Genomic DNA, 21,363 nt, shown 5'->3' with positions numbered 1-21,363 from the left:
GTTTGAAGTCAATTTGAAACAGATGTTCAGAAAACATCTACTCATAATAATCAAAAGGGAAACTCTCCGTTATCGAAGATTGTTTCCCTTTTGATTTCAGTGTCGTGTATTATTTTAGTACGTATTTTTTTCCGTTACGGATGTAGATGCCCTTAACGGCCTTCTCTACGCGCTGACCTGCGATGTTGTAAACAGGTGCATTGTTGTCATACTCTGCGCTGATGTCGCTGATAGAGTTTGTTCCGTTCTTCTCGAATGCTGTAACAGCAACTACCGGGACATTTTTACGGAAAACAACAATACCGGTCACAGTCGCATTATCACCTGCTACGAGAGTAGAGATGTCAGTACCTTCGAGTTTTTCCCACTTGCGGTAGAACTGAACAGTGTTCTGATCCCCATCCTCAAGGAAATAATTGGTGCGTTTTTTAGTTTCACCGTTCTTATCTTGATATTCTTCCTCTGCTGTTGTCACCTTTCCTGAAACCTTAACGAGTTTGCAAGCCATAGCCTCGCTTACGCTCTCGATAGAAACCTCGTTTGGTGTAACCTCACCTTCGGTAGCAACAAGATTGTTGTCGGCAATCACGGTTACTTCAGGCAATTTGTAGTAGAGTTTGTACTCTTTTACCTTTATGGTTCCGTTGAGTTTCTGACCTGCAGTATATGTGAGTCCACAGTCATAGAAATTGATTGCACCTGTAGCATCCTCAATAAATACATCTTTGCCATTAGCGAAATTGACATGAGCATCGGTCAATGTAAGTATGGCTTTCGCACCAACACCAAGAGCCTTCAGTGCAGCAATGTTCGCTACTTCCGGATAAACTTCTTCTGCTGCACCGGCTACGAGCTTGATGTCGTCGATACGGCCGTTGAAAGTAATAGTGTTTTTAAATGTAAGAACAAGGTTTGCTGTTCCTTCCGGAACATTGATTTTCGCTCCTGTCTTACTAACCTCAGTAATAGTTACACCGGCGGTTGAACTTGTGATTTCAAGTCCATCCTTATTGTAAGCGAATGTAAGAGTAAGATCACCGCTCTTGCCTTTCAAATCGTTGATTGTTGCAGTCCAAGTTTCTTTATTACCCTTCTTAGGAAGGAGTAACTCAAGGTTTTCTGTGCTACCGGTCTTGTAATACAACTTGGTGAACTTAGGAGCTGCACCACCCTCTGTGTTGATAGTGTAAACAGCATTTGGATTCTGTACTTCATTGACAAGTGTCTTTTCTGCTGAAGACTGCCAATTCTCCTCCCAAAGAACAGTCTCCTGTGCGTATGCACCAAGTGTCAATGTTGAAAATAACGCCACGAGGGCAATGTGTAAAACTTTTCTCATAATCATTTATTTTTAAATTAGCAAATATATTGACTTGCAAAGGTAGTCAAAAAAACTCATAACAACAGGTATGCCATGAGTTTTTTAGTTATCTTTAAGTTATTTGTAACGAAACAATTATCTTTAGTCGATATAATTATAGTTAGCCACCATTTTCTTTACAGACTCTGCTATCGAAATTATTTCTTTAGGAGTTCTGATATAATAACTTTTCACGTTGTTGGGAACGGCTTTTATTAGTTTCCCATTGTCATAATAAAAGCGCACTTCTCCGACATCACCATTTGATAATGGAGCACGCTGATAACAAAAAAGGAGTTTGCCCGTGACCTTGTCAAATAGCATCTCGCGATAGATTCCGGCAGAATAAACGATATTCTCACGGGTCAACCACGGTCTGAAAGTATTGAAATCATCAGTATTCTCGTTAGTCTCGGCGGCACGCGTGAGCAACATTTTCGTATCATGCTCCACCTTTCCTCTGCCGGCATAGTTTATCTTTGACTTAAAAGTCAGCGTATGGCATTCGTTTTCCATCCACTCGTCATCGTTCATGAATTTTGCAATTTCTTGTGCCGAGTTATACTGTTCGCGTATGCGGCTGACTTTCTTCTCTGTTGACTGCGCCAAGGCAAACTGCGATATAGATATTGCCATGGCTATAAAAATCATTTTCTTCATGACTCATTATTTTGTTTAAGTTTGACTAATGCTTTATGTGTTAAAGTACTCAGTTTGCAAATATATATATAAATAATGAAAAGAGAAAATAATACGTTATAATTTATCAAATAATTTTATCCCGGTCTTTTTGTGAAACTATGTCTTTGATGACAAGTCCGGCAAGAGTGAAGCCGAAGATTGCGGTAATGTGAGCCACCGCTCCGTTGGTCTGTGCCTTACGGAATGTGGTTGTTTCTATGGCATCGGCTGCGTTATTGCCAAGATTTGGCAGGAGTTCATCGCTATACACACAGAGGAATTTTCGTGTAGGATGACGGCCAAGAGACTTAAAACGCTTACGCAGGGCACGAGCCAACGGACAACCTTCCACTTTCATGAACTCCTTGACACCGATGCGCGTGGGATCCATCTTAAGCGCAGCACCCATCGAGGAGAAAAGGGTTGCACGGCTCTCGCATACCTTATATATTAATAACACCTTATCTTTAAGTGAATCTATCGCATCTATGACATAGTCGTAATCGTCGAAACGGTATTCCGGAAGTGTCTCTTCGCAGAACACCTGTCTGCGAGCGACTATATCAGCCGTTGGGTTTATCGAAAGAAGACGTTCGCGCAAAGCCTCAACCTTGGGGCGGCCTATCGTTTGTGTGGTGGCCATGAGTTGACGATTGATGTTTGAGACACACACCTCATCGCTATCGACAATGGTAAGGTGGGTTATGCCTGAGCGCACAAGGCTCTCTGCACACCATGAACCGACACCGCCGACACCGAAAATAATGACGCGCCGTGCGGATATGTCGGCAATAGCATCATCTCCGACAAGCAGTCGGGTGCGCGTAAGGAAGTCGTTATTATCAGTCATTTCGAATGCAAAGATAAGCATAAGATGTTTAAGAAACAAGCAAAGTAGCATATATGTAGCCATATAAAGTTTGATTTCGCCTTTCTTATGCAGTACCTTTGCAACCGCAATCACGGAGACGAGGCTGCGGCTCGAGACACGGTAACGACGAAGTGAAGGCACACCGCGCGGTAAAAATATTTCAGTGATAACAAAAAAACATTAACCATTAATTAAAAAAGAAAGGAAAAAACAATGGCAGTATTTTATAAACTTTATCAGGACAACAGAAAGAACAGTAAGCACAAGGGCTCATGGTATGGCAGGGCAAAGCACATAGACACCGTTAGCACAGAGCAACTCTCAGAGGAAATGCAAGAGAACTGTACGGTGAAGCGTGCCGACATCTTGGCGGTAATCTCGGAGTTGGTGACCACAATGCAGAGAAAACTTCAACAGAGCATGAGTGTAAAGATTGACCGCCTCGGAACATTCAAGATCGGAATCAGTACTACATCGGCATCAAGCGTGAAGGAGTTCAGCGCACAGAAAAACGTGAAAGGAACTCACCTTCTGTTCCGCCCGGAGACGAAGATAGACAAGAACGGCTATCGACATCGTGCAATGCTTAGCGGCGTAGCGGTCAAAGAACTCCCGAAAAACGACGTGAAAAAAGAAGATGAAAAAGAAACAGAAACACCTTAACAGAAAAAATATGAACAAAGAAAACTGGAAAACAATATTAAAAATTGTAGTAGCCGTGGCAACAGCATTGCTCGGTGTGTTTGGAGCGAATGCCGCAATGGGGGCTTTTTAAGGCAACGTGGCGTGAATGGTTCTCCCCTATAACCATCACTGCTTAAAACCCAATCGGCAATTAGAACGCAACAGAATCAGTCAAGGACTCTAATTACCGATTTGGACAAAAAAAAGAATGTTCTCGCACCATGCGGAGAAAAAATCTCCGGAAATGATGCAAGGACATTTTTTTTCATTTTTTATTTGTTCAATTAGAAATAATTTGTATCTTTGCAGCACTAAAACTTTTCCAAAACGGAAAACTTTTTAAGAAGCAAAATAAAAAATGTTTTCCAAAAAAGAGAACTTTGATGATACACAGGGGTAAATAAGAGAACTATTGAAATTATGATATACTAAATAAAATACTAATGGAAAGTAAACTTTTCTCTATTACCAAACGCGACGGACAAAAGGTCCGTTTTTCGTTAGATAAGATTATGAACGCCATTATAAAGGCGTTCGAATCAGTAAACGAACCCGTTGATTTGACGGTACTTAGCAAAGTACTGGCTCACCTTGACATCCATGAGGACATCAAGGTAGAGGAAATCCAGAACCAAGTGGAGGAATCTCTGATGAAAGAAGGATTCTACCATGTGGCGAAGTCGTTCATGCTCTATCGTCAGCGCCACACGGAAGATCGCGAGACAATGGAGAAGTTGAACTTTTTGGTTGACTACTGTCAAGCAGAGAATGCTGCAACAGGTTCAAAGTATGATGCCAATGCCAACGTGGAACACAAGAACATTGCAACGCTTATCGGCGAACTTCCAAAGGCAAGTTTCATACGTCTGAATCGCCGTCTTCTCACCGACAGGATAAAGAAGATGTATGGCAAGGAACTATCAACCAAATACATCGACCTGCTAAACAAACATTTCATATATAAGAACGATGAAACGAGTCTTGCGAACTATTGCGCCAGCATAACGATGTATCCGTGGCTTATAGGAGGAACAGCATCAATCGGAGGAAATTCCACTGCACCGACAAACCTGAAATCGTTCTGCGGAGGATTCGCAAACATGGTGTTCATGGTGAGTTCGATGCTCAGCGGTGCATGTGCAACGCCGGAGTTCCTTATGTATATGAACTACTTCATCGGACTTGAATATGGCAAAGACTATTGGCAGAATACAGACAAGGTAGTGGATCTTAGCCTTAAAAATCGCACGATAGATAAAGTGATAACCGACTGTTTCGAGCAAATTGTATATACATTGAACCAGCCTACCGGTGCACGTAACTATCAAGCGGTGTTCTGGAACGTGGCATACTATGACAAATACTATTTCCAAAGCCTGTTCGGAGAGTTCTATTTCCCCGATGGAAGCCAGCCCGACTGGAACGGATTGTCTTGGTTGCAGAAGCGTTTCATGAAATGGTTCAACAAAGAGCGCACAAAGGCTGTGCTGACATTCCCCGTGGAGACTATGGCTCTACTCACTAAAGACGGTGACTGCATGGACAAGGAATGGGGCGACTTCACCGCCGAAATGTATGCCGAAGGACACTCATTCTTCACTTATATGAGCGACAACGCCGACTCGTTGAGTTCGTGCTGCCGACTGCGCAACGAGATACAGGACAACGGTTTCAGTTATACTCTTGGTGCAGGAGGAGTATCGACCGGCTCTAAGAGTGTGCTGACGATAAATCTCAATCGCTGCATACAGTATGCCGTTAACAATAAAATGGTATATACCGAGTTCCTAAGCGAGATAATAGACCTTTGCCACAAGGTGCAGATAGCATATAACGAGAATCTGAAAGAACTACAGAAGTCGGGCATGCTGCCACTGTTCGATGCCGGATATATAAACATCAGCCGACAGTATCTCACCATAGGAGTTAACGGTCTGGTGGAAGCCGCTGAATTCCTGGGAATAAAAATCAGCGATAATCCGGAATATCTGCGTTATGTGCAGACGGTGCTCGGACTGATAGAAAAATACAACAAGCAATATCGCACGAAAGACCTGCTCTTCAACTGCGAAATGATACCGGCAGAGAATGTCGGCGTGAAACATTCAAAGTGGGATCGTGAGGACGGATATTTCGTGCCGCGTGACTGCTACAACAGTTATTTCTACATCGTAGAGGATGACTCGCTGAACATAATAGACAAGTTCAAGATGCACGGAGCACCGTATATAGAACACTTGACAGGTGGCTCGGCACTGCACATGAACCTTGAAGAACATCTCACAACGCAGCAATATCGCAACCTGCTGAAAGTGGCGGCAAAGGAGGGATGCAACTACTTCACGTTCAATATTCCAAATACTATATGCAACGAGTGTGGTACGATAGACAAGAGATACATTAAGGAATGTCCGCACTGCCATAGTCGCAACGTGGACTATATGACACGCATAATAGGTTATCTGAAGCGAGTGAGCAACTTCAGCGAGCCTCGACAGGAAGAGGCAAAACGCCGCTTCTACTATGAAACAGAACCTAAAGAACTCATCGAGACATAAACAGGATTTACAGTAATGCTGAAATATGTAAATACAGGCGTGGTCTTTCAGGAAATTCCTGACGAGACCACGCTTTCAATAAACATTTCAGGATGCCCCAACAGGTGTCCCGGTTGTCACAGCCGCTATCTATGGGAAAACATAGGTACGGTGCTTGATACGGACGCTATAGATGCGTTTGTGGAGGAATATCACGGTGACTTCACTTGCGTATGCTTCATGGGAGGAGACAACGATCCGGAAGAGGTGGAGCGACTCGCCCTATACATACGTCATCATCACCCACGATTCAAAGTGGGCTGGTACAGCGGCAAGCAATATTTCCCACATCATATAGACCGAAATTCGTTCGATTATATAAAACTCGGTCCCTACATCGCTCATCTCGGAAGCCTTAAAGAACGCACCACAAACCAGCGCATTTATAGAAAAACCGCTACCGACGACTTCGATGACATAACCGAGCGGTTCTGGAAAAAATAATAAATTAAAGATTTTGGTCATCATAGACTATCCATTAAGAACAGTCTATGATGACCAATAAATTTGCTTTAAAAATCAATTCACTGCAAAATTATACTCAAATTGCAGATTGATATTTATCAGAACACTATTTTTTCCTTTACCGAGGAGCCATCATTATATTGCTTAACAACGATGTTTAGACCTTTGAAAGGTTTTTCGCTCTCAATACCTTGAGAATTGAAATAAGATGTTTTAATGGTTTTGTCTGTGTTTTCCAATGTATCGATAGCGGTAACAATGCCTCCGTATGGGTTATATCCTCCATTCTCATTTCCACAATAGTCATATACATTCCAGTTAGCATTCATTGCGGTTTCCACATCTACGGAAGTACATTCATTGCCTTCGTCAACGCCTTTCGTATCAACAACAAACAAAGCCCCTTTCTTGTCTGCATTGCGCACAGGCAGGTTTCTGCAAACTTCTGACATTGCCTCGCCTTTCAACTGATTTCCGAAGCAATACACAGATGAGAGCATCGGACTATTGGGCAGTTTCAAAGATTGAATTTTGTTGTTCTCGCAGGATAGGGTAACGATTGCGTTGAGGGCAGAGAGGTTCAGTGCAGAAAGATTGTTTCCTTTGCAGTAGAGAGTTTCGAGTTTGGTATTTCCGGAAAGGTTTATTTCCTCTATTTTGTTGTTTTCAAAAGCCAGAGCAGCAAGTTCTGTGCATGCTGAAACATCAAGCGTCGATAGTTGGTTTTTAGACACGAACAGTACGGAAAGTTTGTTATTGTTAGAAAGTGAGATGTTTTCGAGTTTGTTACTGTTGAGTGAAACATTTGAAAGCAACACATTGGCTGAAAGGTCAATATTATTGATTTGATTTTCATAAGCAAACAGGTTGGTAAGTTTGGTGTTCTTACTCAAATTCAGTTCGCTGATAGCGTTATGTGAACAGTCTAACATCTGCAGGTTTTCCATTCCTTCAACATTGAGAGATGTCAGCATAAGTTTCTTGCAGACGAGTTTATTAAGGTCGCCATATATATTAACCACATTATTGGTAACAGGGAAATGTACTTCCTCATCGAATATTGCCTGCTCCTCACCATAGTCATAAAGGTCGTTTCCATTAAAGTCAATCCACACCTTATCGCGGTTTTCGTCATCAGCATTTAATACAAATGCCCATTCTGCACCATCTTTCAGCGAGGTAGCCAGGGACGCTTTTGGCAAAGTAGTGACATAGCGGCTATGGTCAGAGCCTTCATAATCGGTCTGTCCATTGAAATACTTAACGTCCCAATTCTTTTTCTTTGCCAATAATACCGTACTCTTTAGTATCTCGTTCTCCTCCGGCTGGCCGACACTCTTTAATACAAACATCTGCCCTTTCTTTTCCATTCCTGAACGATCCACGAGTCCGTCAACGATATTCTGCATTGCAGGTGCCGCTAATTTATTGGAGAAACAGAAAATCTTTTCAAGTTTCGGGCATCCGTTCACATCAATGGCAGTAAGTTCGTTATCATTCACATCAAGCATTTCGAGTTCCGCATCACTTTCCGGTAGTTTCACCAAATTAAGTTTGCAGCCATATAGACTAACTTTCTTCAGGCTTTTATTGGCAGAAAGATCTATACTTGTGAGACCCTTACTGTATGTACATTCTAATTCCTTAATTGTAGAGTTATTCTCTAATTTTATCTCTATGATGTCATTGAAACTGCATGACAGTTTACTTATCGGACCATAAATTTTCAATCTATCACCATTGCGGGGTTTGCTGTAACTGTACCATTCCCACATTCCGATAGACTCATCCTCCTCTCTCGTACCATTATTGTTCAGGTCAACCCAAACCAATGGTTTTTCTTCGTCATCTTCAACGTTAAGAGTAATTCTCCAATCTCCTGTTGACTTTGAAGAAACAATCTCTACGAATTGTTCCGATTGTGCATTTGCTGCATTCGCACATAGTGCCATTGATGCAACTGTAACAAGTAAAGTTTTTTTCATAATAGTTTAAAATAAAATAACGTAATTCTAAAAAGGTTCGTAAAAATACAAAAAAAATCAGCATGGTAGATAACGTCCATGCCGATTTTATATATTTTAACCTAACTTCACACATTAACACGTGTGCTACCGTATTGGTTTAACTAACATTTATTTGAATAAGAAGTTGATTATGAATAGTAGCGAAAGCACTATGAGTGTAGGATTGAGAGCCTTCCATTGTGCGGTGCATACCTTTATTATTACGAAACTAAGTATTCCGAGACAAATGCCATCGGCAATGGAATAGCACAGAACCATTGTTATCATGGTGATGAAGGCAGGGAATGCTTCACTGACATCACTTAGGTCAATCTTCTTAACAGAGTCGAGCATCAATACTCCTACCAATACCAATGCACCACTGGTTGCCGAACCCGGAATAAGCAAAAAGAGCGGTGACAGCAATAATGAAACCACAAAGAGCATTCCCGTAACAAAGGATGTCATTCCCGAACGTCCTCCCTCGGCTATTCCCGATGCACTCTCAACGTATGTAGTAATGGTGCTGCTGCCAAGTACTGCGCCACAGGTGGTGCCGATTGCATCACTCATCATTGCCTCGCTGACACGCGGTATACTACCATCGGGTTTCACAATGCCGGTCTTTTCGGCAAGACCGACAAGTGTTCCTATCGTGTCGAAGATGTTTACCATAAGCAACGAGAACACTACGAGTACGGTTTGCAAAGAAAAGAATCCGTTGAAATCAAACTGGCAGAAGATTGGTGAGAGCGAATGTGGTGCCGAAACAGGCAGCCAGCCCTCAGGAATATTGGTCACTCCCATAGGTATTCCGGCAATCGTTGCGATTATAATCGCATAGAACAATGCGCCTTTCACGCGTCGTGCCATAAATACACCACTCAAAACAATGGCAATTATACCAAGTGTTGCCGTGGGGGTGAATTTGCCCAGCGTCACGAAAGTAGCTTCGTTTGATACGATGATACCGGAGTTTTTCAGTCCGATGAACGCGATAAACATTCCGATACCAGCCGAAACTGCAAACCTAAGATTCTTTGGAATGCTGTTGAGTATCAGTTCACGCACATTAAAGAATGTAATTATTATGAACAGTACTCCCTCGATGAGCATTATCGCCAGCGACTGTTGCCACGAATACCCCATTGCCTGACACAATGTGTAGGCAAAGAAAGCATTCAAACCCATTGATGGTGCCTGTGCAAAAGGCAGTTTTGCCATGAATGCCAGCAGCAGTGTTGCTATGGCAGAGGCTATGGCCGTAGCGGTGAACAGTGCACCCTTATCCATTCCTGTGGAAGAAAGAATAGCCGGATTCACCGCGAGAATATAACTCATCGTGAGAAAAGTAGTTGCGCCGGCAACTATTTCCGTGCGCATCTTCATTGTTTTCGGGTCAAAACCCAGTAGTTTTGTCAACATAACCTATTGATGTGTTTGATTATCAGAATGTCCATTTTGCCGCAATCGTAGGTATGGCATAGAACTTATCGTTACGTCCTTTATCGTTCCACACGAAATTGTTTGAGATTTCAACCTCGGTACCAAGACTAAGATTTACTCCCTCCATTCCTTTTAATGCGTTAAGATTCAGCCATAGTTGTGGCTCTGAAAGGAATATAAGTTTTCCTCTTACGTTCGGGTCGTACCATGTATCACAGAATCCGTTGAACGTGATCAAATTGTCTGCCATCTGTATTCCCCACACTCCAGTAATCTGAAATCCGCTGAAAGGGTTGGCATTATAGTGTCTGTTCTTGAAGTGATACTTATACATTGCCTGCAAAGAGAAGGTCTTGGAGAAGTCGGCAGAGTGCCAGTTCCATGCTCCACCGGCAAGGAACGCATGACGGAAACGAGTGGCGTTCCATGTTTCTTCATGCGATGTCAGGCCACCGTTATACTCAATATGAGCAACCCACTGCTTGTTGGAAGTGAGATTGAACTCACGGGAGATTTCCCAATAGGCACCCGCAACGCCGTCGCGCTGATAGTCGATGTCTGTGAAGAGGAACGTACTACCCCATTTGTCGGGCTTGAACATCTCAACGGTTGTGGTCACACTTGGGCGCGATGAAAGTTCTTGGTTAATCGAATGACCCAAATCATAATGCAACTGCACATTCTGAGCACGACCGATTCCCGCCGATGCGAGAACGATTGTGCAAGTAAGTAAGAAACGATTCATGATTTTATTTTATTAAAAGTAAAGGTTTACGGCACATGCATAAGCATATACCTGATGATGGATTATTTAATATGATTAAGTTTTTCTACTTCTCTTGAGCCTCTTCCTTGGTGGTTTTCGTCTTCGGCAGAAGCAGATTGAGCACCACTCCGATGATAGCCGAGAGACCTATTCCCGACAAAGTGAAGCCGTTCGAAGAAAGCACTGCACCACCAATGCCCATTGTCAGCGTAACAGATATGATGATAACATTGCGCGTATCGCTCATATTCACCTTATGCTGAACGAGGTTTTGAATACCAACGCTGGCGATGGTTCCGAACAACAGCAACATTATTCCGCCCAACACGGCCTTCGGGATAGACTGAAGCAGTGCGCTCAACTTGCCGATTACCGAGAAAACGATAGCCGTTGCTGCAGATATTCTGATTACGGCTGGACTTGTAACCTTGGTTATAGACATCGCACCGGTCACCTCAGAATAGGTCGTTTCGGGAGGACCTCCGAGGAAAGCGGAAGCCAAACATGCCAAACCATCACCCAACATGGTGCGATGAAGACCCGGCTCCTTGATGAAATCTTTCTCTGCCACCGCACTCACAACATAGACATCGCCGATGTGTTCAATAACAGGTGCCACGGCAACAGGAATCATATAAAGGAACGGTGCCCACTGAAAATGAGTGATTGTGGTGAAAGACACTGGATTAGTAAACCACGGTGCGGCAACAACAGGATCAAAATTCACCTCTTTCATAAAAACTGCAGCGATATATCCTGTGATGATTCCACAAATAACAGGAACCAATTTCAGCAGTCCGCGAGCAAAGGTAAGCACGAGAATAGCCGTAACAAGTGCAATAAAAGCAAGCGTCCAATTAGACTTTGCCATATCAACAGCACTGCCCGAAAGCGATAGTCCGATGAGAATTATTACCGGACCGATTACTACCGGTGGGAAAACGCGGTTGAGGAAATGCCTTCCCTGCCATTTCACGAGTGCACTCATCAGGAAATATACCAACGAAACGCTCGTCAGTCCTGCCAATGTACCGGGCAGTCCCCACTCTTTAGTGGCTTCAATGATTGGTGCGATGAAAGCAAAAGAACTCCCCAGAAAAATAGGAACCTTGCCTTTTGTTACCAGATGGAAGATAAATGTACCAATGCCTGCGGTGAAAAGAGCGGTAGAAGGATTGATGCCTACGAGCAGCGGTACGAGCACTGTTGCACCAAAGGCAACGAAAAGGAATTGCACTCCGACAATTGTCTTTTTGGAACTTGTAAGTGTTTCTGTTCTCATTTCTTTATTATAAGATGATAATTTTCTCTGAACAGGGATACCGTTTAAACGGCACAAAATTACAAAGAAAAGTTGAAACAACAATATTCCATTTATATATTTATAACATTTGTAGTAAAAAAATGTTTTATTATCGCCGGCGTTGGCATTTTTAAAGGTAGAAAACAGCCTCGTTTCCCATATTGAAAAGCAAGTCAAGAATGCTTAGATTGGGAATGAAACCGTGTCGTTGACGATATACCTGATAATACTGAACAGGTTCGAAATCTCTATCCGGCAGCGGGTGTTTCGGCCGAATGGCATCGCGGAAATCATTCTCAGCCTCATCTACATAACTTGTAGTGAGGCTTATTTTTGGTCGTATATCAAGCAGTTCGCACAACACCTCGGTCATCTCCATGTTGAAATCGAAAAGAAACTCTCGCTTTTTCGCGAAGAGAGGATGCAGGTCATCAACATAATAGTCGAAAAAAGGACTGTCACCGTATGCCGTTGCCAATGCGTTCCAATGCAGTCGTCGCCAGTTCCCGTGGTCACTGATACGCACATCGCGCATCAGACATTTCTCCCCGACAGGCCTCTCCACAGGTATTGTCAAAGCCTGCGTACCATTGGCCGTGGCTATTATACATCGGTTGCGATAGGTTTGTTTCTGGAAATTGTCATATTGCTCCACCATCACCATGTCATAGCGGTTGAGTTTCTGAAACCACTGCACCGGCGCACAGTAAGCAGAAGAAAGCAATGCTGTGGTCATCGTTTTGTTAGTGATAGTCTGTAAGCCTTCCCGATTATATCATCCTTGTGTATCAACGCTCGTTTACTGCCTTGCCATACAAGGAATACCGCTCTCTCACTACAACCGCAACGCTGACAACCGCAACGCTCAGGCAACACATAATGCTTGCCGTCGAGCATCACTGTATCGCCGGGGATATTGCCTATCACACCAAGATACGACGAGTCGGCGGCAAACACCACAATGTCTCCACGCGATAAACGCCCACAGTACAACTTGTTTACCACTATACGGTCGTTTTTTTTCAACACAGGTTCAAGGCTTGAGTTCGACACTTTATATATGGTAAACGCGTATGTCCTCACGACCAACATCAAAACCAATGCGATCGCTACGGCCAATATGAACTTCACGGCGTTACGCATATTTAATTACCTCCCTACTCCCAAACTCCCAATTAAAATCATTTTATATCATCAACCCATCTGAACAGCCTGCTCCAGCGAATACCGGAGAAGAAACTGCGGTCAGGGTCGCTACTCCACCAGATGAATATAGGCTTTCCTACGATGTGGTCTTCGGGCACAAATCCCCAGTATCGTGAGTCGGCAGAGTTATGCCTGTTGTCACCCATCATCCAGTAATAATCCATCTTGAAGGTGTATTCCTTTGCTTCCTTGCCATTTATGAATATTTTTCCGTTCCGCACCTCGAGTTCGTTTCCCTCATATACACGTATCGGACGCTCATAAATGGCGATATTATCCATTGTCAGTTTTATGCTCTTGCCCTTCTGCGGAATCCATATCGGGCCATAATTATCACGTGTCCATCCATAATGTCCGTTCAAAGGATACATATACATATCGCCGTTTACATCGGTATTTATGGTGACACTCTCCGCTATTTCCTTATGTTTGCGCAACTCATCGGCAGCATGTTTCGTCAGTGGCATATATCCGTTCTGATTCAGACTTATCTTGTCTTCCATGCTTATTCCGAGTTCATACATCATTGCCTCGGGAATATCGGCCTTTTTCTTGATGTTATAAGTGTACTGCACATTGTCCGGTTCCTTGTTTGCCTTGCCGTTAATGTAAACGATACGGTTCTTTATCTGCAATGTCTGTCCGGGCAATCCTACGCAACGTTTAACGTAGTTTTCACGGCGATCCACAGGTCGAGAATCAATATCACCGTATGTGCTACGGTTCTGTCGGATATATTCACGTCCCAGTGAGAATATCTTCCGGTCGTAGTCCCACCGCTGTTGGGCAGTAAGCGAATCTACGTTCATTTGACTGTTATATACCTGACTGCCGTAAGAATAGCACATCTGATAATAGTCTTGAGCCTGCCATTGCGATGAAGAGCAGATTGTGTCGCCTGCCGGATAGTTGAAAACAACGATGTCGTTGAGTTCTACTTTACCCAATCCTTTCACTCTTCGGTAGTCCCATTGCGGAAACTCAATATACGATTTGCACTCGAAAAGTGGCAGCGTGTGCTGTGTGAGTGGCAGCGTGAGCGGTGTCTGAGGGATGCGCGGGCCGTAACTTATCTTTGAAACGAAAAGATAGTCGCCCGTGAGCAACGACTTCTCAAGAGACGATGACGGTATGACATAGTTCTGAAAGAAGAACAGATTGATGAAATAAACTGCCACAAGAGCGAACATCAACGCATCGACCCACGACATGATGAAGCGCGTAGGCCCTTCAGAGTCTTTCCACCATTGCCATTTTATCTTCTTGCTAATATAGATGTCGAAAATGAACGGCACCACAAGTAGTCCCAACCAACTCTCTACCCAGAAGAGAAAGAGCAGATAAAGCACCGTTACCACAATGAACTTGGTCCATTGCAATTTCATGTTAAGTTTCTTCTTTGACTTGTCAATCATATCTTTTCTTTAATTAAATTTCTCTTTTTTCAAGGAATTCCATTTCTTTTTCTATCCAATGTCCGGACAACATATACATCAATTTGTTGTCTGGACATTTTTTTCGACACCTCTCATCTCAAAAAACTTTCTCGAGGTCTCTGCCCTAATCATTTTTTCATCCAATCGAACATATCCTCGATTGTCAGCAATCCACTGTGATTCTTGGTATATTCGGCAGCAAGCACAGCACCCATTGCAAAGCCCTTGCGCGAGTGTGCATCATGACTTATCGTTATGCAGTCGGCCTCCGAGTCGTACCTCACGGTGTGTATTCCCGGCACTTCGCCACGTCGCAACGAGTCTATGCGCAGCAAATTCGCATCGTAAGGCTGATTCTCCTGCCCTTTCACCCAACCATCCTTACGGTCAAGTTCGCCAATAATACCTTCTGCCAGCGTTATTGCCGTACCGCTCGGTGCATCAATCTTATGCACATGGTGGGTCTCCTCAAGGTGAACATCATACTGTGAGAAACCATTCATCAACTTCGCAAGATAACGATTAACGGCAGAGAAAATCGCAACTCCAACAGAGAAATTGCTCGCCCAGAACAGTGTACGACCGCTCATAGTCCCATTTTCTGCTCCCGACTGCACCAATGACGAGCCACTGCACATGCGTTTCACGTCATCGCCATGCTCTTTCTGCCAACCGGTGCTCCCGCTAACCACTTTCACATTCTTCTCGAAAGCACGCAGGATATTACCGTATGCTGACTGCGGATTGGTGAACTCTATGGCAACATCGGCACTCGCGAAAGCCTCGCTGTCAAAATCCTCTTGGTTATCAACATCGATAATACTCACTATCTCGTGGCCACGACTCAGCGCAATCTGTTCTATCATCTTGCCCATCTTGCCATAACCTATCAATGCAATTTTCATATCATTACGAATTAAAACTCTGCAAAGGTAAAAAAAAATATGCATATACGATTGGTTTTCAACTTAAAATAACATTTCAAACATGTCTTCACAATCAATTATCATAATATTCATGTTTCTTTTTCAATTAATCAGACGGACAGTAAACGGCATATTATAGCCTATTAAAAATAATAGTGCGGTGCAAAATGGGCGAAATTGCTCACCAATTTGGGCGAAATTGCTGAGTAAAATGGGCGAAATTGGTTTGCAAATTGGGCGAGATTGCAGTTCTCTATACGACTTCTTAAATTATCACTGATGCCTACTTATAAAAAAAACTAAAATCCTTTGCTGTGAGTTTTATTTCGACTAATTTTGCAGTCGATAATAAACCACGCATCGCAAAATGCGTCGTAAAAATAAAAACGCAGATGAAGAAAGTTTTCATTAACACGGCAACGGCGGCTATATTGCTGTTGTCATCGGTGGTTGTGTTGCAGAATGCACACGCAACAGAAGTACAAGATGGTGTCATGACGAAAATGGCTGATGGCACATACGTAGTAAACACCACATCATTGGCAAATGATGTGAAGGGCTATAAATCAGCAACTCCGCTGAACATACACATAAAAAACAACAAGGTGGTTAAGATAGAGGCTTTAAGCAACCGCGAAACACCAAAATATTTCGCCATTGTGAAAAGTCAGGTTATGCCGAAATGGGAAGGCAAAACGGTGGCAAAGGCACGCAAACTTAAAGTTGATACAAAAACAGGTGCAACAATCTCCGGCAATGCAGTGGTAGAGAACGTGCACCGCGGACTCGACTATTATGTGAAGAACGTGAAGCGATGAGGGTTGAGGGTTGAAAGTTGAGCGATGAATGTTGAGCGTTGAGCGATTAGTGTGTTCTGTTAAAAGTGGACACATTATCTTCGCTCAACTTTCAACATTCAACGCTCAACTTTCAACCCTCAACGCTCAACATTCAACGATAATCGTTCAATCGAGGTATGAATCCTTGAACCCAAGGAAGTACAGAACGCCATCAAGACCAATGGTATTAATGCTCTGCTCGGCATTTGCCACAACTCTCGGCTTGGCATGGAAAGCAATGCCGAGTCCCGACTCTGTGAGCATGGGCAGGTCGTTGGCACCATCGCCCACGGCGATTGTCTGTGCAATGTTCACCTTTTCCACCTGTGCAATGATGCGCAGCAGTTCGCGCTTGCGCTGACCATCCACTATGTCGCCGGTGTAACGTCCCGTTAGTTTACTTTCGTTGTCAATCTCCAGTTCGTTGGCATACACATAATCCACCCCCCAACGCTTTTGCAGATATTCACCAAAATAGGTGAATCCACCGCTGAGAATGGCTATCTTATACCCATATCGTTTCAAAACGCTCATCAGACGGTCGGCTCCTTCGGTAATAGGGAGATTCTCCGCAATGTCTTTCATCACATTCACATCAAGCCCCTTCAGCAGTGCTACGCGTTCTGTAAAACTCTGCTTGAAGTCTATCTCGCCACGCATTGCACGCGCCGTTATCTCCTTCACCTCGTCACCAACACCTGCTCGTATGGCCAGTTCGTCGATACATTCGGTCTGAATTAGAGTAGAGTCCATGTCGAAACATATCAGTCGGCGCATACGGCGGAACATGGTGTCCTCTTGAAACGAGAAATCCATCTCCATCGTGTTAGACAGTTCCATGAGTTTTGCCTGCATTGCATTGCGATCCTTGGCGTTTCCTCGCAACGAAAACTCTATACATGCACGTGCGTCCTTGCGGGGATTGCGAATAGAAGGACGACCCGTGAGTCGGCGTATATAGTCGATGTTGAAACCCTGTTCGGATATTACCTGCGTTGCAGCCTCTATCTTACGCGCCTCAAGATACTTTCCGAGTATAGTCAGGATATATCGGTTCTTTCCCTGGCGGTTCACCCACTCTTCATACTCATCATCGCTAATGGGCGAAAAGCCGATGTTCACTCCGAGTTCGGTGGCCTTGAAAAGCAGTTCTTTCATAACATGACCGGAATTCTGTTCGTCAATCCTGAACATCACTCCGAGCGACAATGAGTTATGTATGTCTGCCTGACCGATGTCGAGAACCGTAGCATCATATTTCGCCAAAATGCTCATTATCGAGGTCGTCAGTCCCGGCAGGTCGCTACCGGTGATGTTAGCCACTATCTGTTCCTTGCGTCCTGTTTGTTTCATTATTCTTGTTTTTTATGTGTATTTTTAATGCACAAAGATAGAAAAAAAAGTGTATATATCGTCATTCGTGTATCGTCGTTTAACAATTTTTGTTCTCAATGCCGCTTTTTAATCCCCGAAAATGCCTATCTTTGTGGTGTACAGAGTAGAGCAATGATAAACCAAGCGACTTTAGAATTTTCACTTCAACACCGCAATGACGACCCGAAGAGTCTGGCATTGAGCGTCAGACCGCCGGCCGATGTTGACTTTGCCGCCGCACTACAACAGATTACAGGGTGGCAAGCGGCACGCAAAAAACTGCCTTCTTGGGCAGAATGTGACGATATAATATATCCTCATCATCTCGCAATGGAACAATGTTCGTCTGAACATACTGCACGATACAAGGCGCAGGTGGTGGCACGACTGTTGGGCAAACGTGCTAAAGAGGGCACGATGTATGACCTTACGGGCGGTCTGGGCGTTGATTTCTCTTTTCTGTCACCGCTTTTCGGCAAGGCTGTCTATGTGGAACAGCAGCACGAACTGTCTGAAGTGGCGAGCCATAATTTCAAGATGCTCGGACTGAAAAATGTTGAAGCAAGATGCGCCACTGCAGCAGAAACTCTCCATTCCATCGAACATGCTACGATGATATACCTCGACCCGGCGCGGCGTGATGCCCACGGCGGGCGCACTTTCGCACTGAGTGACTGCACTCCCGATGTGCTGTCAATGAAATCGGAACTGCTTGAAAAGGCAGATATGGTGATGATAAAACTTTCGCCCATGCTCGATTGGCACGAGGTGGTACGACAGTTGGGCGACGTGAGGGAGTTGCACATAATATCAATAAAAAACGAGTGCAAGGAGATTACACCCGTTCTGTTGTCTGCCTCTTGCCGTGACAACTTACAGAGAACGGCAGACAGTAGGACACCGGAAACAAAGATATATTGCATCAACGACAATCAGGAATTTTCATTCACATTTTCTGTCACAACCGCAAATAACGACACTCGGAATGAAAGAGCCGTTGATGACCAAGCAGACTGCGTAGCGGGCGATTTTCTTTTTGTCCCCAATGCCTCTGTAATGAAAGCCGGGTGTTTCGAGGAAATGTCTTCGCGTTATGGCATAAGACAGATTTCGGACAACAGTCATTTGTTTGTTTCGCCCCGTTTCATCGACGACTTCCCCGGTAGGGCATTCCGCATTTCCGCCATTTCATCGATGAATAAGCGCGAACTGCGCCAAACGTTGGGTAATATCACCAAAGCCAACATCGCCGTGAGGAATTTCCCAATGACAGCCGAACAACTACGGAAACGACTCAGGTTGTCTGACGGTGGCGAAGACTATATATTCGCAACGACAGATGACAAAGGCAAGCACATTCTCTTAGTCTGCAAAAAACCTTGACAAAACAATAATGGCACTGACCGCGCTACTTATTGAAGTATAAATATACTTGCGCGATTAGTGCCATTAATGTAAATCAAAGATAAGAATCGTTGATTATTTCTTCTTCTTCGGTCGGCGACGTGCCCAACCTTCTTCGAAGCCGGCATCGTTGCTGTTTATGCTGCCAGGATTAAGAAACTTCATCCAGTCGTTTTTGCTGAATTTTGTCTGCTTCTCATGCTTAGGTTGCTGTCTGTCATCACGGCTGCGATTAGGTCTCAAGTCGCGTTTCCTTCCTTGAGGTTCGAACTGTTTCTTTCCCGAAGAACCGGACTTGCCACCCGTATCGGCATCGTTGCAACGCACTTCGCGGCCTTTGAACATCACGCCGGAGAGTCCGCGCATCACCCGCTCGGCATCTTCGCTCGGCACCTCGATGAAAGAAATGGTGCTTTGCAGGTCGATATGACCTACTTCCACGCGGCCTTTCACGTTGCGGTTGATGAACTGCATCACCTCGCCGGGGAAGAATCCGTCTTTCTTTCCAAGATTTATGAAGAGTCGGCTGTAGCCTTCCTCTGCCTGCCTGCGGCCGCCCTTTCCGCGTTCCTTGCGGTCTCTGCGTTGCTCACCGTTCCCTTTCTTTCCTGACTCGATGCGCACTTCCGGAGCATCGGCATAGTAAGCAAGGAACTTACCGAACTCCACGCTGACGATTTTCTTTATCAAGTCGTCTTTTTCCACGAACTCGAAGAATCGGTTTATGTCCTGCATGAAAGGAGCAATCTGGTTCTCATCGACATCTGTCTTGACTATTTGATCCATCACCTTGAATAGTTGTTTCTTGCAGATTTCCTGCGGTGAGGGCATTTCTCCCACCACAAATTCTTTTCCAAGTTGACGCTCCACCTGTCTTATCTTTCCCTTCTCGCGAGTATGAACGATAGCGATGCTCGTTCCTTTCTTGCCTGCACGTCCTGTTCTTCCCGAACGGTGTATATAGTTCTCGATGTCATCGGGCATTCCGTAGTTGATGACATGTGTCAGGTCGTCAACGTCAAGACCACGTGCTGCCACGTCTGTCGCCACGAGGAGTTGCGTCATGTGGTGTCTGAATTTCTGCATCGTGAGGTCGCGTTGCTGCTGCGACAGGTCGCCATGCAGCGATTCGGCGTTGTATCCGTCCTTTATCAGTTTGTCGGCAATATCCTGTGTCTCTATCTTTGTACGACAGAAAATTATCGCAAAGATGCGGGGGTGGAAGTCAACGATGCGCTTCAGGGCAAGATATTTGTCCTTTGCGCTCACCATATAGTAGATATGGTTTACGTTCTCTGCACCCTCATTACGGCTTCCGACTACTATTTCTTTCGGTTCGCGCAGGTATGTACGCGCTATTTTATCAATCTCCTTGCTCATCGTTGCAGAGAAAAGCAGAGTGTTACGCTCTTCCGGCACGCCGGCAAGTATGGTGTTCAGGTCTTCTGAAAATCCCATGTTGAGCATCTCATCGGCCTCGTCGAGCACTACATTGCTCACTGCTCCGAGTTTTGCCACGCCTCTTTTCATAAGGTCGATGAGTCGTCCCGGAGTGGCAACGATGATATGCACACCTTTCTTCAATGCGCGAATCTGTGTTTCGATGTTTGCACCGCCATACACCGGTATGACATGCACGTCGGGGATATACTTTGAGAAGTCTTTCAGGTCATCGGCAATCTGCAAGCAGAGTTCGCGTGTCGGCGATAGTACTATTGCCTGTGTCTGTTGGATACGGGTATCAATGCGTTGCAACAAAGGTATTCCGAATGCGGCGGTCTTTCCTGTGCCGGTCTGCGCGAGGGCAATTACATCATTTCTTGTTCCCAATAAATAAGGGATAACTTCTTCCTGAACGGGCATCGGTTTTTCGAAACCCATCTCTTCGATGGCGTGGCGAATCTCTTCGCTAACGCCCAATTCTTCAAATGTCTTCATTATAAATTTTACGTAATCATTAGAAGTTTAGGAGTAAAGAAATTCAATAGTTCAGACACCG

At 44.4% G+C, this 21,363-nt stretch carries 19 protein-coding genes; 6 read left to right on the top strand and 13 right to left on the bottom strand.

Features of this window, described 5'->3' with window-relative positions; translation table 11 throughout:
* Positions 1-109 precede the first annotated feature (109 nt).
* The 3 genes from EHV08_RS07665 to EHV08_RS07655 form a co-directional block, all read right to left on the bottom strand.
* Positions 110-1,339: a hypothetical protein gene (locus EHV08_RS07665; RefSeq protein WP_126678756.1), complete on the bottom strand. Its 1,230-nt coding sequence runs from the start codon at positions 1,337-1,339 to the stop codon at positions 110-112.
* 123 nt (positions 1,340-1,462) lie between these two features.
* A complete protein-coding gene (locus tag EHV08_RS07660) occupies positions 1,463-2,020 on the bottom strand; it encodes a hypothetical protein (RefSeq protein ID WP_126678755.1) in 558 nt (185 codons plus the stop codon).
* Positions 2,021-2,126: 106 nt separating this feature from the next.
* Entirely contained in the window at positions 2,127-2,954 is an 828-nt protein-coding gene (locus EHV08_RS07655) for a tRNA threonylcarbamoyladenosine dehydratase (protein ID WP_317125840.1), read from the bottom strand.
* A 171-nt stretch (positions 2,955-3,125) separates the two neighbouring features.
* Here EHV08_RS07655 and EHV08_RS07650 point away from each other — a divergent pair, with 171 nt between their 5' ends.
* From EHV08_RS07650 to nrdG, 4 genes are all read left to right on the top strand, one after another.
* Positions 3,126-3,575: an HU family DNA-binding protein gene (locus tag EHV08_RS07650; RefSeq protein WP_126678754.1), complete on the top strand. Its 450-nt coding sequence runs from the start codon at positions 3,126-3,128 to the stop codon at positions 3,573-3,575.
* 10 nt (positions 3,576-3,585) lie between these two features.
* On the top strand, positions 3,586-3,687 hold the full coding sequence (locus EHV08_RS11465) for a smalltalk protein (protein WP_158676088.1): 102 nt from the start codon (positions 3,586-3,588) through the stop codon (positions 3,685-3,687).
* 352 nt (positions 3,688-4,039) lie between these two features.
* Positions 4,040-6,154 (top strand): anaerobic ribonucleoside-triphosphate reductase, encoded by a 2,115-nt coding sequence (gene nrdD, locus EHV08_RS07645; protein WP_126678753.1) that lies wholly within the window; start codon positions 4,040-4,042, stop codon positions 6,152-6,154.
* Positions 6,155-6,169: 15 nt separating this feature from the next.
* Positions 6,170-6,637 (top strand): anaerobic ribonucleoside-triphosphate reductase activating protein, encoded by a 468-nt coding sequence (gene nrdG / locus EHV08_RS07640; protein WP_126678752.1) that lies wholly within the window; start codon positions 6,170-6,172, stop codon positions 6,635-6,637.
* A gap of 119 nt (positions 6,638-6,756) precedes the next feature.
* Here nrdG and EHV08_RS07635 read toward each other — a convergent pair whose 3' ends face one another.
* The 8 genes from EHV08_RS07635 to dapB form a co-directional block, all read right to left on the bottom strand.
* The gene (locus tag EHV08_RS07635; RefSeq protein WP_126678751.1) at positions 6,757-8,643 is read right to left on the bottom strand and encodes a leucine-rich repeat domain-containing protein; all 1,887 of its coding nucleotides are present in this window, start codon (positions 8,641-8,643) and stop codon (positions 6,757-6,759) included.
* Positions 8,644-8,793: 150 nt separating this feature from the next.
* Positions 8,794-10,089, bottom strand: coding sequence for an NCS2 family permease (locus EHV08_RS07630; RefSeq protein ID WP_126678750.1), 1,296 nt, complete (start codon positions 10,087-10,089; stop codon positions 8,794-8,796).
* A 22-nt stretch (positions 10,090-10,111) separates the two neighbouring features.
* Positions 10,112-10,855, bottom strand: coding sequence for a nucleoside-specific channel-forming Tsx family protein (locus EHV08_RS07625; RefSeq protein ID WP_126678749.1), 744 nt, complete (start codon positions 10,853-10,855; stop codon positions 10,112-10,114).
* Between the two features lie 85 nt (positions 10,856-10,940).
* On the bottom strand, positions 10,941-12,158 hold the full coding sequence (locus EHV08_RS07620; RefSeq protein WP_126678748.1) for a uracil-xanthine permease family protein: 1,218 nt from the start codon (positions 12,156-12,158) through the stop codon (positions 10,941-10,943).
* A gap of 151 nt (positions 12,159-12,309) precedes the next feature.
* A complete protein-coding gene (locus EHV08_RS07615; protein WP_126678747.1) occupies positions 12,310-12,915 on the bottom strand; it encodes a WbqC family protein in 606 nt (201 codons plus the stop codon).
* Positions 12,912-13,310, bottom strand: a complete 399-nt coding sequence (lepB, locus tag EHV08_RS07610; RefSeq protein ID WP_158676067.1) for a signal peptidase I — start codon at positions 13,308-13,310, stop codon at positions 12,912-12,914. Before lepB (EHV08_RS07610) ends, EHV08_RS07615 begins: the two co-directional genes overlap by 4 nt.
* A gap of 50 nt (positions 13,311-13,360) precedes the next feature.
* Positions 13,361-14,800: a signal peptidase I gene (gene lepB / locus EHV08_RS07605; RefSeq protein WP_126678745.1), complete on the bottom strand. Its 1,440-nt coding sequence runs from the start codon at positions 14,798-14,800 to the stop codon at positions 13,361-13,363.
* A 149-nt stretch (positions 14,801-14,949) separates the two neighbouring features.
* Positions 14,950-15,726: a 4-hydroxy-tetrahydrodipicolinate reductase gene (gene dapB, locus EHV08_RS07600; protein ID WP_126678744.1), complete on the bottom strand. Its 777-nt coding sequence runs from the start codon at positions 15,724-15,726 to the stop codon at positions 14,950-14,952.
* A 413-nt stretch (positions 15,727-16,139) separates the two neighbouring features.
* On the opposite strand from dapB, the gene EHV08_RS07595 reads away from it, so the two are divergent.
* Positions 16,140-16,565, top strand: coding sequence for an FMN-binding protein (locus tag EHV08_RS07595; RefSeq protein ID WP_126678743.1), 426 nt, complete (start codon positions 16,140-16,142; stop codon positions 16,563-16,565).
* A 147-nt stretch (positions 16,566-16,712) separates the two neighbouring features.
* Here the strand turns inward: EHV08_RS07595 and serB are convergent, their stop codons facing one another.
* The gene (gene serB / locus EHV08_RS07590; protein WP_126678742.1) at positions 16,713-17,939 is read right to left on the bottom strand and encodes a phosphoserine phosphatase SerB; all 1,227 of its coding nucleotides are present in this window, start codon (positions 17,937-17,939) and stop codon (positions 16,713-16,715) included.
* A gap of 153 nt (positions 17,940-18,092) precedes the next feature.
* On the opposite strand from serB, the gene EHV08_RS07585 reads away from it, so the two are divergent.
* Positions 18,093-19,343: a THUMP-like domain-containing protein gene (locus EHV08_RS07585; RefSeq protein WP_126678741.1), complete on the top strand. Its 1,251-nt coding sequence runs from the start codon at positions 18,093-18,095 to the stop codon at positions 19,341-19,343.
* Positions 19,344-19,439: 96 nt separating this feature from the next.
* Here EHV08_RS07585 and EHV08_RS07580 read toward each other — a convergent pair whose 3' ends face one another.
* On the bottom strand, positions 19,440-21,302 hold the full coding sequence (locus EHV08_RS07580) for a DEAD/DEAH box helicase (protein WP_126678740.1): 1,863 nt from the start codon (positions 21,300-21,302) through the stop codon (positions 19,440-19,442).
* Positions 21,303-21,363 lie beyond the last annotated feature (61 nt).

This window comes from Prevotella koreensis (assembly GCF_003977605.1).
GTDB lineage: Bacteria > Bacteroidota > Bacteroidia > Bacteroidales > Bacteroidaceae > Prevotella > Prevotella koreensis.
The sequence above is the reverse complement of the archived record's forward strand: the minus strand, read 5'-3'. Positions and strand labels throughout refer to the sequence as shown.

Bases quoted from the DNA above. Each gene is read 5' to 3' on its own strand.
- EHV08_RS07650 (WP_126678754.1), top strand. From the start codon at position 3,126: ATGGCAGTATTTTATAAACTTTATCAGGACAACAGAAAGAACAGTAAG.
- EHV08_RS07620 (WP_126678748.1), bottom strand. From the start codon at position 12,158: ATGAGAACAGAAACACTTACAAGTTCCAAAAAGACAATTGTCGGAGTG.
- dapB (WP_126678744.1), bottom strand. From the start codon at position 15,726: ATGAAAATTGCATTGATAGGTTATGGCAAGATGGGCAAGATGATAGAA.
- EHV08_RS07660 (WP_126678755.1), bottom strand. From the start codon at position 2,020: ATGAAGAAAATGATTTTTATAGCCATGGCAATATCTATATCGCAGTTT.
- EHV08_RS07615 (WP_126678747.1), bottom strand. From the start codon at position 12,915: ATGACCACAGCATTGCTTTCTTCTGCTTACTGTGCGCCGGTGCAGTGG.
- EHV08_RS11465 (WP_158676088.1), top strand. From the start codon at position 3,586: ATGAACAAAGAAAACTGGAAAACAATATTAAAAATTGTAGTAGCCGTG.
- EHV08_RS07585 (WP_126678741.1), top strand. From the start codon at position 18,093: ATGATAAACCAAGCGACTTTAGAATTTTCACTTCAACACCGCAATGAC.
- EHV08_RS07580 (WP_126678740.1), bottom strand. From the start codon at position 21,302: ATGAAGACATTTGAAGAATTGGGCGTTAGCGAAGAGATTCGCCACGCC.
- EHV08_RS07625 (WP_126678749.1), bottom strand. From the start codon at position 10,855: ATGAATCGTTTCTTACTTACTTGCACAATCGTTCTCGCATCGGCGGGA.
- nrdD (WP_126678753.1), top strand. From the start codon at position 4,040: ATGGAAAGTAAACTTTTCTCTATTACCAAACGCGACGGACAAAAGGTC.
- EHV08_RS07630 (WP_126678750.1), bottom strand. From the start codon at position 10,089: ATGTTGACAAAACTACTGGGTTTTGACCCGAAAACAATGAAGATGCGC.
- EHV08_RS07655 (WP_317125840.1), bottom strand. From the start codon at position 2,954: ATGGCTACATATATGCTACTTTGCTTGTTTCTTAAACATCTTATGCTT.
- nrdG (WP_126678752.1), top strand. From the start codon at position 6,170: ATGCTGAAATATGTAAATACAGGCGTGGTCTTTCAGGAAATTCCTGAC.
- serB (WP_126678742.1), bottom strand. From the start codon at position 17,939: ATGAAACAAACAGGACGCAAGGAACAGATAGTGGCTAACATCACCGGT.
- EHV08_RS07595 (WP_126678743.1), top strand. From the start codon at position 16,140: ATGAAGAAAGTTTTCATTAACACGGCAACGGCGGCTATATTGCTGTTG.
- lepB (WP_126678745.1), bottom strand. From the start codon at position 14,800: ATGATTGACAAGTCAAAGAAGAAACTTAACATGAAATTGCAATGGACC.
- EHV08_RS07665 (WP_126678756.1), bottom strand. From the start codon at position 1,339: ATGAGAAAAGTTTTACACATTGCCCTCGTGGCGTTATTTTCAACATTG.
- EHV08_RS07635 (WP_126678751.1), bottom strand. From the start codon at position 8,643: ATGAAAAAAACTTTACTTGTTACAGTTGCATCAATGGCACTATGTGCG.